Source organism: Pseudomonas paracarnis (assembly GCF_904063055.1).
Taxonomy (GTDB): domain Bacteria; phylum Pseudomonadota; class Gammaproteobacteria; order Pseudomonadales; family Pseudomonadaceae; genus Aquipseudomonas; species Aquipseudomonas paracarnis.
Window position 1 is genome coordinate 1 of sequence record NZ_CAJFCN010000009.1, and the last position, 13638, is coordinate 13638.

At 58.7% G+C, this 13638-nt stretch carries 14 protein-coding genes and 1 pseudogene; 11 read left to right on the forward strand and 4 right to left on the reverse strand.

Features of this window, described 5'->3' with window-relative positions:
• From JMV15_RS19080 to JMV15_RS19090, 3 genes and pseudogenes are all read left to right on the forward strand, one after another.
• Positions 1-233, forward strand: a 233-nt coding sequence (locus JMV15_RS19080; RefSeq protein WP_176902628.1) for a ribonucleotide-diphosphate reductase subunit beta, incomplete at its 5' end; no start/stop codon positions are given.
• A gap of 66 nt (positions 234-299) precedes the next feature.
• A pseudogene (locus JMV15_RS19085) lies at positions 300-473 on the forward strand (HNH endonuclease); the annotation flags it as partial.
• Between the two features lie 72 nt (positions 474-545).
• Positions 546-1193: an HAD-IB family hydrolase gene (locus JMV15_RS19090; protein ID WP_020303103.1), complete on the forward strand. Its 648-nt coding sequence runs from the start codon at positions 546-548 to the stop codon at positions 1191-1193.
• A gap of 91 nt (positions 1194-1284) precedes the next feature.
• On the opposite strand, the gene JMV15_RS19095 is transcribed toward JMV15_RS19090, so the two are convergent.
• Positions 1285-2244: a LysR family transcriptional regulator gene (locus JMV15_RS19095; protein WP_014719606.1), complete on the reverse strand. Its 960-nt coding sequence runs from the start codon at positions 2242-2244 to the stop codon at positions 1285-1287.
• Positions 2245-2437: 193 nt separating this feature from the next.
• On the opposite strand from JMV15_RS19095, the gene argH reads away from it, so the two are divergent.
• The 7 genes from argH (at position 2438) to JMV15_RS19130 (ending at position 9288) form a co-directional block, all read left to right on the forward strand.
• Positions 2438-3865, forward strand: a complete 1428-nt coding sequence (argH, locus tag JMV15_RS19100) for an argininosuccinate lyase (protein ID WP_038451264.1) — start codon at positions 2438-2440, stop codon at positions 3863-3865.
• A gap of 123 nt (positions 3866-3988) precedes the next feature.
• On the forward strand, positions 3989-4867 hold the full coding sequence (locus tag JMV15_RS19105) for an amino acid ABC transporter permease (protein ID WP_038451266.1): 879 nt from the start codon (positions 3989-3991) through the stop codon (positions 4865-4867).
• Positions 4868-4891: 24 nt separating this feature from the next.
• A complete protein-coding gene (locus JMV15_RS19110) occupies positions 4892-5656 on the forward strand; it encodes an amino acid ABC transporter ATP-binding protein (protein ID WP_003193648.1) in 765 nt (254 codons plus the stop codon).
• Between the two features lie 25 nt (positions 5657-5681).
• Complete coding sequence (locus JMV15_RS19115; protein ID WP_038451268.1) at positions 5682-6503, forward strand: ABC transporter substrate-binding protein; 822 nt, start codon at positions 5682-5684, stop codon at positions 6501-6503.
• A gap of 163 nt (positions 6504-6666) precedes the next feature.
• Positions 6667-7836, forward strand: coding sequence for an MFS transporter (locus tag JMV15_RS19120; RefSeq protein WP_038451270.1), 1170 nt, complete (start codon positions 6667-6669; stop codon positions 7834-7836).
• A gap of 54 nt (positions 7837-7890) precedes the next feature.
• Positions 7891-8841 (forward strand): hypothetical protein, encoded by a 951-nt coding sequence (locus tag JMV15_RS19125; RefSeq protein WP_038451272.1) that lies wholly within the window; start codon positions 7891-7893, stop codon positions 8839-8841.
• Positions 8842-8931: 90 nt separating this feature from the next.
• Positions 8932-9288, forward strand: a complete 357-nt coding sequence (locus tag JMV15_RS19130; protein ID WP_014719611.1) for a transcriptional regulator — start codon at positions 8932-8934, stop codon at positions 9286-9288.
• A 6-nt stretch (positions 9289-9294) separates the two neighbouring features.
• Here the strand turns inward: JMV15_RS19130 and JMV15_RS19135 are convergent, their stop codons facing one another.
• From JMV15_RS19135 to JMV15_RS19145, 3 genes are all read right to left on the reverse strand, one after another.
• Entirely contained in the window at positions 9295-10740 is a 1446-nt protein-coding gene (locus tag JMV15_RS19135) for an amidase family protein (RefSeq protein ID WP_020303107.1), read from the reverse strand.
• 231 nt (positions 10741-10971) lie between these two features.
• The gene (locus JMV15_RS19140) at positions 10972-11592 is read right to left on the reverse strand and encodes a hypothetical protein (RefSeq protein ID WP_224797016.1); all 621 of its coding nucleotides are present in this window, start codon (positions 11590-11592) and stop codon (positions 10972-10974) included.
• Positions 11593-11774: 182 nt separating this feature from the next.
• Positions 11775-12833: an MBL fold metallo-hydrolase gene (locus tag JMV15_RS19145; RefSeq protein ID WP_020303109.1), complete on the reverse strand. Its 1059-nt coding sequence runs from the start codon at positions 12831-12833 to the stop codon at positions 11775-11777.
• Positions 12834-12955: 122 nt separating this feature from the next.
• Here JMV15_RS19145 and JMV15_RS19150 point away from each other — a divergent pair, with 122 nt between their 5' ends.
• Positions 12956-13585: a TetR/AcrR family transcriptional regulator gene (locus JMV15_RS19150; RefSeq protein ID WP_014719615.1), complete on the forward strand. Its 630-nt coding sequence runs from the start codon at positions 12956-12958 to the stop codon at positions 13583-13585.
• Positions 13586-13638: the final 53 nt, after the last annotated feature.

The window sequence follows — 13638 nt, forward strand, 5'->3', positions numbered from 1 at the left end:
CGCGTGACACCATGCCGCGTGGGGTGCTGGGCATGAACGCGGCGATGATGGAGGATTACCTCAAGTTCATCGCGAACCGTCGCCTGTCGCAGATCGGCTTGAAGGAAGAGTACCCAGGCACCACCAATCCGTTCCCGTGGATGAGCGAGATCATGGACTTGAAGAAAGAGAAAAACTTCTTCGAGACCCGTGTGATCGAGTATCAGACCGGCGGCGCGCTGAGCTGGGATTGATTCGGACTAAGCACTAAAGGAAGCCCTGGCATGTTCAGGGCTTTTTTTCGTCGGTAAAAAAGGAATTTGCCATTTCTTGAAGTACATCACCTCAAGCACCTGGCCCGGAAGGGTTCGGATCGCCCCCCCAATGCTGTAGCCTTGTGCCCCAATTGCCATCAGCGTTGTCACCGGTCAAGCGCTCGGGAAGCTTTCACCGAAGAGCTTTACGCCAAGATCGGAAGATTGGCACGGGAGTAGACTCCTGCTGTCACAGCTGATGCCCGCTTGAAAACTATCAGATAGGATCGAGGCCAACCCGTGAACCCAGACATGCTCGAAGCCGGCCCCGCAGACGCCAAAGTACTTTCCGTCTTTGACTTCGACGGCACCCTCACCCACCACGACAGTTTCGTGCCCTTCCTCAAGTTTGCCTTTGGCCCCGGCGAGTTTTATGGCCGGATGGTCAAGCTGGCGCTGCCGGGGCTGCGTTTTTTGGTGCGGCAGATCAGCCGGGATGAGTTGAAGGCGCAGTTGATTCGCACCTTTATGACCGGGGTGGAGAAGGCTTGGGTTCAGCAGCAAGCGCAGGAATATTGCCAGGCGCGCTGGAGCAAGTTGATGCGCCCGAGCGGTTTGCAGTCGGTAGCGGATGAGGTGAAGTCCGGGGCGGTGGTGACGCTGTGTTCGGCGTCGCCGGCGTTGGTGTTGCAGCCGTTTGCCGACCGGCTTGGCATCCGCTTGATCGGTACTGAGCTTGAGGTGGTGGATGGGGTGCTGACCGGCAAGCTCACCGGGAATAATTGCCGTTGTGAGAATAAGGTGCTGCGGCTTGAGGCGGTGTATGGGGACCTGGGGGAGTATCGGCTCAGGGCCTGGGGCGATACGCGTGGGGATCGGGAGTTGTTGGCGGCGGCGCAGGATGCGCATTTTCGGCATTTTCATGCGAAGAAGAAAAAGCGGGCTCGGTTGCAGCGGTGATGCGGGTGGGTGGGGTTGGCGGGAGACCGAGGCGATCCCTTCGCAGCCTCGCTGGGGCTCGACAGCTCCCACATTTGAGCTTTGTTGAGGCTTAGGCCGACGTCTTCAAGTCTACACCCAGCGCTGTGGCGAAGGCTTTTACCATCGGGCTTCTCGGCGCGTTGTGGCGCAGGATCAGGTTGAACGCGGTGCTTAAATGAACCTGCTCTGGGCACAGTGCGCGCAGGCGCCCTTCCCTTACCAGTGGCGTGGCGTAGTGTTCTGGCAGAAAGCCCAGGAAGCGGCCGGTGAGGATCAGGATGGCGACGGCTTCCACTTGTGAAGCCGAGGCGGACTGGCTGTCGTGGCTGACGAAGTTGGCCTTGTCGCGATGGATCGCATACCGATGGTTGACCACTTCGTATTGGCGAAGAGCGTCGGGGGTGATGTCGCTCGCAGTGAACAAGGGATGCCCTACGGCGCAGTAGGCGTGGGCCTTTTCTTCGTAGAGTGGGAAGTAGTCGAATTCTTCACGGCGTTGGTACACCGGGACGATGCCGGCGACCAGTCGCCCTTCCACTACCCCACGTTCAACTTCGTCCAATTGCGAGGCGTGTAGGCGCAATCTTATTTTTGGCGATTGGCGATGTAAGTTGCCCAGGGCGGTAATCAGTGGGGAACTAACGTCGGAGACGGTGTTATCGATAACGCCCACACTCAGGTCGCCGATGAGTTCATTCTGCGCCGAACTAAGCTTGTCGCGAAAACTGTCCACCGAGGTAAATAACTCGATGGATGCTTGATACACCAACTTGCCTTCTTCGGTCAGCCCGAACCCTTCGCGGCCCCGTGTGCACAGGCGCATGCCGATGCGAATCTCGAGATCGGAGATCTGTTTGCTGATGGCCGCCAGGCCCACGTTCAGCTCGTTTTGCGCGGCACTGAAGCCGCCGGCTTCGACCACGGCCATAAATACCCGCAACAATTTAAAGTCCAGCCCGCTCAGTTGCAGCGGCGCTCGTGTGCCGGGTTTTGGCGGCAGGTTTCCAGAAGTGGAAAGTGGGGTTTCCATAATGCGCGTTGACCTCGAGTGCCATATTCAACAGGCTTGAACCCAATCCTTGAACATAGCCAGGCGGCGATAATGAACATAAACATCCGCCCTTGGCAACCTTGAATACGGCGCGTCAGACGTCGGTTCTACACCGATAAACTTCTGTTGAAACTGCCTCCGACTCTTCTAAAAACAAGCGTGAGGAACACCCATGTCCCAGCCCACCGACCGCCTTTGGGGCGCTCGTTTCAAGACCGGTCCGTCTGCGGCGTTGGCCGCGTTGTCGCGTTGCCCTGAGCGCTATTTTCGCCTCACGCCCTACGACCTGGCCGGCTCCCGCGCCCATGCCCGTGAGTTGCAGCGCGCCGGTTTGCTGGATGAATCGGAAACCCTGCGCACCCTCGAAGCCCTGGACCGTATCGGTGAGGATTTCGCCGCCGGCCGCCTGCATCCCTCCCTGGATGACGAGGACGTGCACACCTTTATCGAACGCGTATTGACCGAGCGCCTGGGCGCCCTTGGCGGCAAGTTGCGCGCCGGGCGCTCGCGCAATGACCAGACGGCCAACGATCTGCGCCTGTTCCTGCGTGACCATGCGCGCACCATCGCCACCGAGGTGTTGGGCTTGCAGCAGGCGTTGGTTGAACAGGCCGAGCAACATGTGCAGAGCATCTGCCCAGGCTTTACCCATTTGCAGCAGGCGCAACCCATTGTGTTCGCCCATCACTTGCTGGCTCACGCGCAGTCGATGCTGCGCGATGTGCAGCGCCTGGTGGATTGGGATGCGCGTACGGCGCTGTCGCCATTGGGCGCGGCAGCGATGGCAGGTTCGGCGATAGCACGTCAGCCGCAGCACTCGGCCAAGGAAATGGGCTACACCGGGCCATGCGAAAACTCCATCGACGCTGTCGCCAGCCGTGACCATGTGGCGGAGTTCCTGTTTGTGGCGGGCATGCTCGGGGTGAATATTTCGCGGCTGTCTGAGGAGTTTTGCCTGTGGTCGTCGCGCCAGTTTCGCTGGGTAGTGCTGGACGACGCCTACGCCACCGGCAGTTCGATCATGCCGCAGAAAAAGAACCCGGACATTGCCGAACTGGCGCGGGGCAAGGCCGGGCGTTTGATCGGCAACCTGACCGGGCTGATGTCGACGCTCAAGTCGTTGCCACTGTCGTACAACCGCGATTTGAGTGAAGACAAGCACAGCGTGTTGGACAGTGTGGACACCTTGCTGCTGGTGTTGCCGGCGATGGCCGGGATGGTGGCGACCATGAAGGTGCAGGTAGAGGAGCTACGACGCCAGGCACCGATGGGCTTTACCTTGGCGACTGAGGTGGCGGATTGGTTGGCCACCCGTGGCGTGCCGTTCAAGGAGGCCCATGAGATTACCGGCGCGCTGGTACAGGCCTGTGAGCAGCATGAAATTGAGTTGTGGCAAGCCTCACCGGCGATGTTGGCCGAGGTGGATGGGCGGCTCACCCCGGACGTGCGTGATTGCCTGACCCTGGAGGCGGCGATTGCAGCGCGCAGTGGGTGGGGTGGTACGGCGCCGGAGCGGGTGAAGGAGCAGATTGGGCGGTTGAAGACTGCTTTGGCTGAACAGCAGAAGTGGGCTGAGAGTTATCAGGGGTTTCGGATTTAAGCCTTGGTAGGTGTGGTGAGCTCACCGGCGCTTTCGCAGGCAAGCCAGCTCCCACATTTGACCGGGTTTCAACCGTAACACCGTGTACATCGGTTAGAGCGTCATTAGTTTTGGAGTAGCAACATGAATCAAACCCCGGCCGAGCGCTTGGAAGCCGAGCGCAAGTTGTCTGAAAACCAGTTCGATATCACCCGGTACGAGCATGTGCCGCGGCGGTATTACGGGCGGATGTTTTTTGCCACGTTGATCGTGATTGTGTTGGCTGCGCTGTTGCGCGCGTTTGCCAATGGCCAGATCGAATGGTCCTACATTGGCCAGTTCCTTACGTCGCAAGCCATCCTCTGGGGCCTGGTGAACACCATCGTCATGTCGATCCTGGCGATGGCATTGGGCGTGGTGATCGGCGTGATCACGGCGATCATGCGCATGTCGGCCAACCCGATCCTGCGTTACGTGGCCATCACCTACACCTGGTTGTTTCGCGGTACACCGCTGATTTTGCAATTGTTGCTGTGGTTCAACCTGGCGTTGATCTTCCCGGTGATCGCGATTCCGGGCCTGTTCAGCATCGACACCGTCGACCTGATGACGCCCTTCGTAGCCGCCCTGCTCGGCTTGAGCATCAACCAGGGCGCCTACACCGCTGAAGTGGTGCGTGCCGGCTTGCTGTCGGTGGACACCGGCCAATACGAGGCGGCCAAGTCCATCGGCATGCCGAGCCTGCAAGCGCTGCGTAGGATCATTCTGCCGCAGGCCATGCGCGTGATCATCCCGCCCGTGGGCAACGAGTTCATCAGCATGGTGAAAATGACCAGCCTGGCCAGTGTGATCCAGTACTCCGAGCTGCTGCACAACGCGCAAAACATCTACTACGCCAACGCCCGGGTGATGGAGCTGCTGATTGTGGCGGGCATCTGGTACCTGGCGGTGGTGACTGTTCTTTCATTTGGTCAAAGCCGCCTCGAGCGTCGTTTTGCCCGCGGCGCCGGCAAGCGTTCGTAAGCCTGGGTTGAGGAGATTTGCCCCATGAGAAGCATCGTCAAGGCCGTCAACCTGAACAAGTATTACGACCAGTATCACGCCCTGCGTGACATCAATATCGAGGTCGAGCAAGGCGAGGTGATGTGCATCATTGGCCCGTCCGGCTCGGGTAAAAGTACGTTGCTGCGTTGCGTCAACCAGCTGGAAAAAATCGACAAGGGCGGCCTGTGGGTCGATGGCGAATTGGTCGGTTATCGGGTGGTCGGCAACAAGCTGCACGAGATGAACGAAGCGCAGATCGCCCGCCAGCGCCTGGCCACCGGCATGGTGTTCCAGCGATTCAATTTGTTCCCGCACATGACCGTGTTGCAAAACATCATCGAAGGCCCGTGCCAAGTGCTCAAGCGCTCGCCCAAGGAAGCCATCGAAGATGCATTGGAACTGCTGGCCCGCGTTGGCCTGGCAGACAAGCGCAATGCCTACCCAGTGGAATTGTCCGGTGGCCAGCAACAGCGCGTGGCAATCGCCCGTGCCTTGGCCATGCGCCCCAAGTTGATGCTGTTTGACGAACCCACGTCAGCCCTCGACCCGGAGCTGGTAGGCGAAGTGCTGTCGGTGATGCGCGATTTGGCCACCACCGGCATGACCATGATCGTGGTCACCCATGAGTTGGGCTTCGCTCGCGAAGTGTCCAACCGCATGGTGTTTATGGACGCCGGCCAGATTGTGGAAGCCGGCAGCCCGGAAGACATTCTAATAAGCCCACAAAACCCGCGTACCCAAAGCTTTATTTCTGCCGTTCGCACTTAACTAAAAAACTAACGAGAACGCCCCCATGAAAAAGATGTTTATCCCTTCCTTGCTTGCCGGCCTGATGGCCTCCTCGTGTGTATTGGCGGCCTTGCCGCAGGCCATCAAGGACAAGGGTGAGATCAGCGCGGCCATCGTGCCGAACTACCCGCCGATGGACTTCAAGGACCCGGCCACCAACAAGCTCACTGGTTTTGACTTCGACCTGGGCAACGCCCTGGCCGAGCGCCTGGGCGTGAAGATCAAATGGCAGGAAACCGGCTTCGAACAAATGCTCAGCGGCCTGACCACCAAGCGCGTCGATATCGTGCTGTCGGGCATGAGCGACACCGCCGAGCGCCAGAAGGCCGTGACCTTCGTCGACTACTTCACCAGCGGCCCACAGTTGTACACCCTGGCCAAGCGCGAAGAGATCAAGGAATTGACCGACTTGTGCGGTAAAAAAGTCGGCACCAGCCGCCGCACCACCTGGCCGTCGGAAATTACCGCGTGGAGCAAGGCAAACTGCGAAGCGGCCGGTAAGCCGGCAATCGTGGTGATCGGGACCGAAGGTTCGGCGGATGCCCGGGCGCAGTTGCAGCAGAACCGCCTGGATGCGGCGATGCAGGGCAGCGAGACGATTCCTTATTTGATGTCGCTGGACAAGGGCAAGTACAAGCCGGTGGGGCTGGCGATTTCCAAGCAATTCACCGGGCTTGGGATTGAGAAGAGCAATACCGAGTTGGTCACGGCGATCAGTGAGGCGTTGCAAGACATGATTGATGACGGGACTTACGGCAAGATCCTGAAGAAGTGGGATCTGGAACAAGGTGCGGTAGAAAAAATCACCATCAACTCTGGCCAATAACGCCATCGAATGTGGGAGCTGGCTTGCCTGCGATAACGGTGGGTCAGCTAAAACAATGTTGGCTGTTACTCCGCTATCGCAGGCAAGCCAGCTCCCACACTCAATCTGCGTTCGCTGGTGATCTGAGTCGTGTAGGTAAGAATCACAAGGAGCCCACCCCACCGTGGCCACCTACTCCCTGGTAATCCGTCGCCTGATGATCTGCTCGGTGACCATCGTGGTCAGCCGTGCAATGACCAGCCCATTGCTGGCCCTTTGGCTGAGCACACGCCTGGGTCTCAACCAGCAGGACATCGGCCTGCTGATGGGGGTCGCGGTGTTCATCGCCACGCTCATGGGGTTGTATGGCGGCTACATCATCGATCGCCTGGAAAAGCGCAAACTGCTGATCCTGGCCATGCTCTCCAGCTCCATCGGTTTTTTGTTGCTGACCTTTGCCAGCAACCTCTACCTCACCACGCTGACCCTTGTTGTGACTGAAGCCGCGTCGGCGCTGTTCCTGATCGGCTCCAAGGCGATCATCAGCGAAAACCTGCCGGTGGGTGAGCGCGCCAAGGTGTTTTCCCTGCGCTACACCCTGACCAATGTCGGCTATGCCACGGGCCCGATGTTGGGCGTAGTGATTGCCGGCCAATTGCCGTGGGCACCGTTTTTGATCGCCAGCGCCATTGCCTTTGTCAGCCTGTTCCTGATGATCGGCATTGCGCCGACCCAGCGCGACGACAGTCATAAGCCTCAGAGTTTCCTCAGCACCCTGCGCATCTTGCGCAGCGACCGCACGCTGATCCTCTTCACCAGCGGCAGCCTGTTGAGCACCATCGTCCATGGGCGCTACACCCTTTATCTGTCGCAGTTTTTGCTGGTGGCCTACACACCCGACCAGGCACTGAAAATTCTGTCTGCGGTGCTCGCCTGCAACGCCATCACCGTGATTTTGATGCAGTACCAAATCGGCCGATTTCTCAAGCGCGAGCAACTGCGCCATTGGATCGTGCTGGGCACCCTGCTGTTTATTGTCGGGTTGGTCGGCTTCAGCCAGGCGCACAGTCTGCTGACCTGGTGCGTGGCGATGTTTGTGTTCACCTTGGGCGAGATGATCATCTATCCCTCAGAGTTCCTGTTTATCGACACCATCGCGCCGGATGCACTACGGGGCAGTTATTACGGGGCCCAGAACCTGGCCGCGTTTGGCGGGGCCATGAGCCCGGTGATTTGCGGCTATCTGCTGATCAATGCGGCGCCCACCAGCATGTTCTTTGCCTTGGCCGCACTCACGGCCATGGGCGGCACCCTGTGTTTCTTGAGCGGGCGACGCGTGGCAGGTTCTTGCTGATATTTACGCAAGATCCGGCTATTAATAGCCAAACCTCTGAAGGACCCGAGCCCCATGAAATTCGACACGGCCTACAGCCTGAGTCTCGACGACAAGGTGTCGATCTATGACATACGAGACCTGAATTTCGACGAAACCACCGCGTTCGATTCCGACAAGGACAGCTTCCTGTGCCCCAACGACGCCTGCCGCGCGGCGTTCGATAGCACCAATGCGTTGAGCACTTTCAACGCCAAGAACGTCAACTACCTGCGCACGCCGCACTTCAAGAACAAACCCGGCACGCGGCATATCGACGGCTGCCGCTATGCCGGCAGCCATAAACCTGCGACGGGTGAAAATGACGACGAGCGTGAGGAAAATTTCCCATCGGAATTTGTGCTGACGCGGCGACTGTACGAGCCTAAAACGCCGGTAGTCGGCACCGCTGGAAGCGTCCTTCAGGAGCCGACGAAAGCGCCCGCAAACCGCGCTACCACCTCTTCTAGCAGCAATGACTCGATCCCGGGCAAAACCAGCGTGTTCGCACACCCGGTGGAGTGCTACGTGTCCAACATCGATGACAAGGACAAGCTCAAGGCCATGCCTTTGAAGATCGGTGAGCACGCGGCGACCTACTGGGCATTCTTCAAGAAGATCGAATACCTGCAAGACAACCAGGGTTTGATTTACTGGGGCAAGATCAAGGCCATCAAGGACTACACCAGCAGCTTTCGCATCGACTTCGAAAAGAAGGTGTGGCTCGACAGGAAGCCTTATTCGGTGAACGTCTACCTGAGCAAAAAGCTCATCGAAAACTACCGCAAGCGCACGGCATTCCTGGAGCAGATCAAGGCGGCGGCCAGCAGTGAACGGTCGCTGTATTGCTTTTTCTATGGGGTCACGCCGCAGCTTGTGCACGTGCCCAGCCAGAAAAACCCCGAGCAGACGTTCGGGGTATTCAGCGCCAGGATCGAGAATCTGGATCACCTGATTATTCGTGAGGCACCGGGGCTGGAATCATAAGGGGTTGCAACGCCAGTGGATGAGCGGTAGAAACAACTGTACAAAAACACAGTATAGTTGCACCTCCCCTGTCGAACCTGGAGAAACCCCATGTCCTCTCTGGCAATGAGTTCTTTCGTAGAACAACAGATCGTCCTGCATCAATTCACCGCCAAACACTGCGCGCAGGCGCGCGTCATGCTGGGCTGGAGCCGCGAAGCGCTGGCTCGCCAGGCTGGCGTGGCGGTGCAAGCCATTGAACAATTGGAAGACCACGGCGACGTGGACGATGAAACCCGTTTGATCCTGGCGTTTCGCCTGGAGGCCGAAGGGCTGGTGTTTTTCCCGGGGTTCGCACCGGGGTGGGGGATGAGTGCGCGCCGGTTCGATACCCCGGCGGCGCAACCTTCTGCACAAAGCCTTATCTCTCAATTGATGGGTTCAACCGTGGCAACCAGCCGAGGCTGACTCAACTCAGCCGTTGGTGGCCTCAACCGTTTTATCTGGACTGTCTGGTGTTTGCGTAGAAGGAGCACCTGGGAGAAAAGCCGGTTCTTGAATGGCCTGCGAGGCTTGTTCATAACCATGGGCGACTGACAGCAAGGTGGCTTCACTCTTGCCGGAGCCATACACGTAAATTGCCGTGGGCATGCCTTCATCATCCATACCTGATGGAACAGATATACCGGGGTACCCGGCGGCCGCACTATAGAAATAGTTGTGCGTCAGAAAATTCGACACCATGGCGTCGAGCTTGTGCTCCTTCAGGGGGGCATCAATGGTCTTCTGAAATACAGGAAGGATGGCTTCCCACAATACCTCGCGCTTTTGCGGCGTGGTCTCCAGCTCATTGATCATTTCCAGCAATTTCTGGTCAGGCTCATCAGGTTTCTGCGTGCGTTTGATAAAAGCAATCAGCTCAGCAAGTGACTTGACGGGCAAACCTTCCCGCCCAGCCAAATAGTCTTCCAGTTGTTGCTTGACCTCCGAGAATATCGCCTCGTTATAACCCTCATAGGCTTCATCGGGGACACCGGCGTCCAACCGCTCCAAGGGCACTAGAATTGCACCCTGGGCCTTCATCACTTCGAGCGCCGCCTCATAGTGCTTGCGGTCTGCGCGCTTGGCCGGGTCTTTGGACTCCTCTGCGGACAATTCAGGCAAAGGGGTATAGCCAATACGCTTACCCTTCAAGGCATCAGCGTGCAGGCCCTCGGTGTAGACGTTGGTCTCGGTCATTGCATTGAGTGCTTCTGCCGCATCACAGATATTGCGGGTGAAGGTCCCCACCGCGTCCATGCGGGTGCTGGTCATGACGCCTTCGGTACTGACCAGGCCCGTCGTTGTTTTCAGGCCAAACACACCGTTGTAGGCTGCGGGGCTGATGATTGATCCGTTGGTTTCCAACCCCAGTGCCACGGGCACATGCCCCTGGGCGACCGCCACGGCCGAACCTGAACTCGAGCCGGCCACCGTCCCTCCGAGTCGATGTGGGTTCAACGTCTGGCCACCTCGGGAGCTCCAGCCATCCGCCGATTTGAGTGAGCGAAAGTTGGACAGCTCACTCATATTGGTTTTGCCTACAATCACCACGCCAGCTTTCAGCAAATTGTCGACGACCTTGGCATTCCGGGCGGCAGGCGCACCCACCAACGCCTTGGAGCCTGCACTGGTCTGCATGCGGTCATTGGTTTCAAAGACATCCTTGAGCGCTATCGGCACGCCATGCAAGTACCCGCGTACGCGGCCATTGGCACGTTCCTGATCGCGGGCCTTCGCCTCCCTCATGGCATCCGGGTTGGTTTCCAAAAACGCATTGCCGCCCTGTAGCCCACGATCAATATTAGCAATTTGTTTGAGCGAGTCCTTCAACAGTGACTCTGAGGTGACGCCGCCTCCTTGGGCCATCTCCGCTGACATCTGGCAGGCACTCTTGAAACCTTGCACCGGGTTTGAAAGCTCCTGAAGCAGGCCCGTGGCCCATCCACCTGCCGAAACTGGTCCGATCATGAAGTGCCCCTCTGTTTGACTGAGTGTGAGAGCTATCGGTCGATAGCGCCGCACCAGTCTAAGAGCCGACCGCCCATCACTATTTCAGGCGAATCCTGCCACTGCGTCCTACCCTTCGCAGCCCGATGTAGGCATCAATACCTACGGCCGCAGCACGCGGTAAGCTCGTACCAGTGCCGCCAAGCGATCACCCGCCCAGCGCGCACCGTAAAACCAGACCTTGGAGCCGTCTTCCAGGGTTTCACACATACTGGGGTAGCCGCTTTTACAGGCGTGATGAAAGGCGGCTTCGGGATCCTCTGACACCAAGGCATCAAGGCGAAGACCTACCACCAGCTCGTCGATTTCATGACAAGCCTGCTCACAATCACCGCTGCGCTGCATATCCACTGCCACGCATTGCGCACCAGCCTGGCGCAGGGTGTCGAAGACTCGGTTCAAGGCCGCACTGCGTGCGACCCGTTCAACCTGCTTGCCCTGCACATAATGCTCGGCATAGCCGATACGATATCCCGTCAGCGGCAGCGAGGCGGTGAAGGTGGTGTTATTCAATACCAGCGGTACCTCCACCATCACCGGTTCGGTAGGGTCAACGCCGCTGATGGCGATCAGCGATAGCGCGGGATCGCGCACCGGCCGTATATGGGGAGCCAAGGCGTTATACCCAGGTATGGGCGTAGCGCCGGCACGTTGCTCGGTGCCAAAGACAATAGAAGGGGGAGCGGCACCGGGGGGTAAAGCGGGAACGTCGACGGCGTTCATTAGCGATGCCAGCGGTTGAGCTGACGCACACGGCAAACCCATCTTCCAAAGTTTCTTACAATGGCTGTCCATCGAAACATCCTCCCGGAGATAAAATTCCCGGGGGATCATCGCACTCTCTCTTGACCTTTGTCGCAGGGCTGAAATTCGCTGAAAAGCTCTTTTCCAAACGGGCCTTTGGCTCAGCCTGCTGCGTGTTCGTTGACCGATTGAGGTTCCACTTCCAGCCACCAGGCACGCCCGCGCTCAGGCTGGTTCAAGCGAAAAGCCTGACCCATCGCCGGAGTGGTGATCGAAACATTGCGCTCCCAGGCCAGGGCCATGATGCGGTCGAAAGGCTCATGCCAGGCGTGGAAGGCCAGGTCGAAGGTGCCATTGTGAATCGGCAGCAGCCAGCGCCCTTTAAGGTCGATATGCGCCTGCAGCGTTTGCTCCGGCTGCATGTGTACATGGGGCCAATCGACGTTGTAAGCGCCGGTTTCCATCAGGGTCAGGTCAAACGGCCCGTATTGCTCGCCGATGCGTTTGAAACCGTCGAAATAGCCCGTATCGCCACTAAAAAAGATACGCCGCGTGTCGTCGATCATCACCCAGGAGCACCACAGGGTCTGGTTGCCATCAAACAGGCCGCGCCCGGAAAAGTGCTGGGCCGGCGTGCAGACAAAACGAACGCCATCGACCTCGGTGCCCTGCCACCATTGCAACTGGCGGACTTTGCTGGCATCCACGCCCCATTTGACCAGTGTGTCGCCCACGCCCAGGGGCGCCAGGAAGTAGCGGGTCTTTTCGGCCAATTGGACCACCGCTTTGCGGTCGAGATGGTCGTAATGATTGTGGGAAAGGATCACCGCTTCCAGCGCAGGCAGCTCTTCAAGACTGATAGGCGGCTGATGAAAACGCTTGGGGCCGGCCCAACGCAATGGCGAGGCGCGTTCGGCAAACACCGGGTCGGTGACCCAGAATTTACCGCGCATTTTCAGCAGCACGGTTGAATGGCCGAGGCGATACACGCTGTGATCAGGGGCGGCCAATAACTGCTCGCGGGTCAGTGGCTGTACCGGAATCTGCCCCACCGGCCGTGTCGTTCGCGGCTTGTTGAATAGCATGTTCCAGAAAATGCGCAGGGTCTTGCCCAAGCCACCGTGCTGCACCGGCGTGTCGTTGCTGAAGTGCCCCAGGCCCTGCTCGGCAGGCTTGGGCGCCGAGGGCGCAGGGTCGAGACGGGTTGAAATCGTAGCCATGACAAAGTGACTCCTGCGGTCCGCTCAAGTATTACACTGCACAGTGTAGTTTCTAGATTGCAACAAAATCCCGAGCAAGTAAACTGCCCGGTGTAATTTCATTGTTGAGTCGAATGCCTTCCATGACTGCCCCCAAACGCCTCACCGAGCGTAAACGCGAAGCCATCGTGGCGGCGGCGATTGCCGAATTTCGCGAGCACGGCTTCGAGGTCACCAGCATGGACAAGATCGCCGCCAGCGCTGGCGTTTCCAAGCGCACCGTGTACAACCACTTCCCCAGCAAGGAAGAACTGTTCGCCGAGATCCTCCACCAACTGTGGGCCAGCAGCGTTGCCCAACTGGACGTGATCTACACCAGTGACCGCCCACTGCGCGACCAACTACGCACGTTGCTGGAAGCGAAAATGCAGATGATGTCAGACGCCAACTTCCTCGACCTGGCACGCGTGGCCATTGCTGCCACTATCCATTCGCCGGAGCGCGCGCAAGACATGGTCAACCGCCTCAGTGCGCGGGAAGAAGGCTTTACCCAATGGGTGCGCGCCGCCCAGGAAGACGGCCGCCTCACCGGCACCGACCCGGCGTTCGCCGCCCACCAGATCCAAAGCCTGCTCAAGGCCTTTGCATTCTGGCCGCAAATCACCCTCGGCCAGCCCACCCTCGACCCTGCCACCCAGGCCCACGTCATCGAATCGGCCATCGACCTGTTCCTCGCCGGCTACGAAGCCAGCACGCAGCGCACGCCCCAGTAAGCCCTGTTGCAGGAGCGACATTTAAGGTCGTTTATGGCGTTTTTGCCCGCTGT

Coding starts and splice junctions, on each gene's coding strand:
- JMV15_RS19090 (WP_020303103.1), top strand. CDS start 546: ATGCTCGAAGCCGGCCCCGCAGACGCCAAAGTACTTTCCGTCTTTGAC.
- JMV15_RS19095 (WP_014719606.1), bottom strand. CDS start 2,244: ATGGAAACCCCACTTTCCACTTCTGGAAACCTGCCGCCAAAACCCGGC.
- argH (WP_038451264.1), top strand. CDS start 2,438: ATGTCCCAGCCCACCGACCGCCTTTGGGGCGCTCGTTTCAAGACCGGT.
- JMV15_RS19105 (WP_038451266.1), top strand. CDS start 3,989: ATGAATCAAACCCCGGCCGAGCGCTTGGAAGCCGAGCGCAAGTTGTCT.
- JMV15_RS19110 (WP_003193648.1), top strand. CDS start 4,892: ATGAGAAGCATCGTCAAGGCCGTCAACCTGAACAAGTATTACGACCAG.
- JMV15_RS19115 (WP_038451268.1), top strand. CDS start 5,682: ATGAAAAAGATGTTTATCCCTTCCTTGCTTGCCGGCCTGATGGCCTCC.
- JMV15_RS19125 (WP_038451272.1), top strand. CDS start 7,891: ATGAAATTCGACACGGCCTACAGCCTGAGTCTCGACGACAAGGTGTCG.
- JMV15_RS19130 (WP_014719611.1), top strand. CDS start 8,932: ATGTCCTCTCTGGCAATGAGTTCTTTCGTAGAACAACAGATCGTCCTG.
- JMV15_RS19135 (WP_020303107.1), bottom strand. CDS start 10,740: ATGTCAGCGGAGATGGCCCAAGGAGGCGGCGTCACCTCAGAGTCACTG.
- JMV15_RS19140 (WP_224797016.1), bottom strand. CDS start 11,592: ATGAACGCCGTCGACGTTCCCGCTTTACCCCCCGGTGCCGCTCCCCCT.
- JMV15_RS19145 (WP_020303109.1), bottom strand. CDS start 12,833: ATGGCTACGATTTCAACCCGTCTCGACCCTGCGCCCTCGGCGCCCAAG.
- JMV15_RS19150 (WP_014719615.1), top strand. CDS start 12,956: ATGACTGCCCCCAAACGCCTCACCGAGCGTAAACGCGAAGCCATCGTG.